Annotated in this window: 1 pseudogene; it reads left to right on the top strand. The window is 59.3% G+C overall.

Annotation, left to right across the window (positions count from 1 at the left end):
- Positions 1–122: 122 nt before the first annotated feature.
- A pseudogene (locus IB235_RS24900) lies at positions 123–273 on the top strand (transposase); the annotation flags it as partial.

Genomic DNA, 273 nt, shown 5'->3' with positions numbered 1-273 from the left:
GCCGAAACGTCCGGGAATGGTTTGCGGCCCGCAATCAGTTCGCCATAATGTTTGGCGAGCGCTTCGACGCTTGAGTATCTGAAACCGCATGGAACGGCCCAGATACACAAAGTTCAGGACACTCCCTCGGGTTCTGGACTGCCCTGCGCGAGGTGTTCGCCACCACACGCGAGCAGCGGTGTTGGGTCCACAAGACAATGAACGTGCTCAACGCGCTGCCGAAATCGCTGCAGGACAAGGCCAAGAGCCATCTCCACGACATCTGGCAGGCGG

Source organism: Paracoccus sp. PAR01 (genome assembly GCF_014851995.1).
GTDB lineage: Bacteria > Pseudomonadota > Alphaproteobacteria > Rhodobacterales > Rhodobacteraceae > Paracoccus > Paracoccus litorisediminis.
The sequence above is the reverse complement of the archived record's forward strand: the minus strand, read 5'-3'. Positions and strand labels throughout refer to the sequence as shown.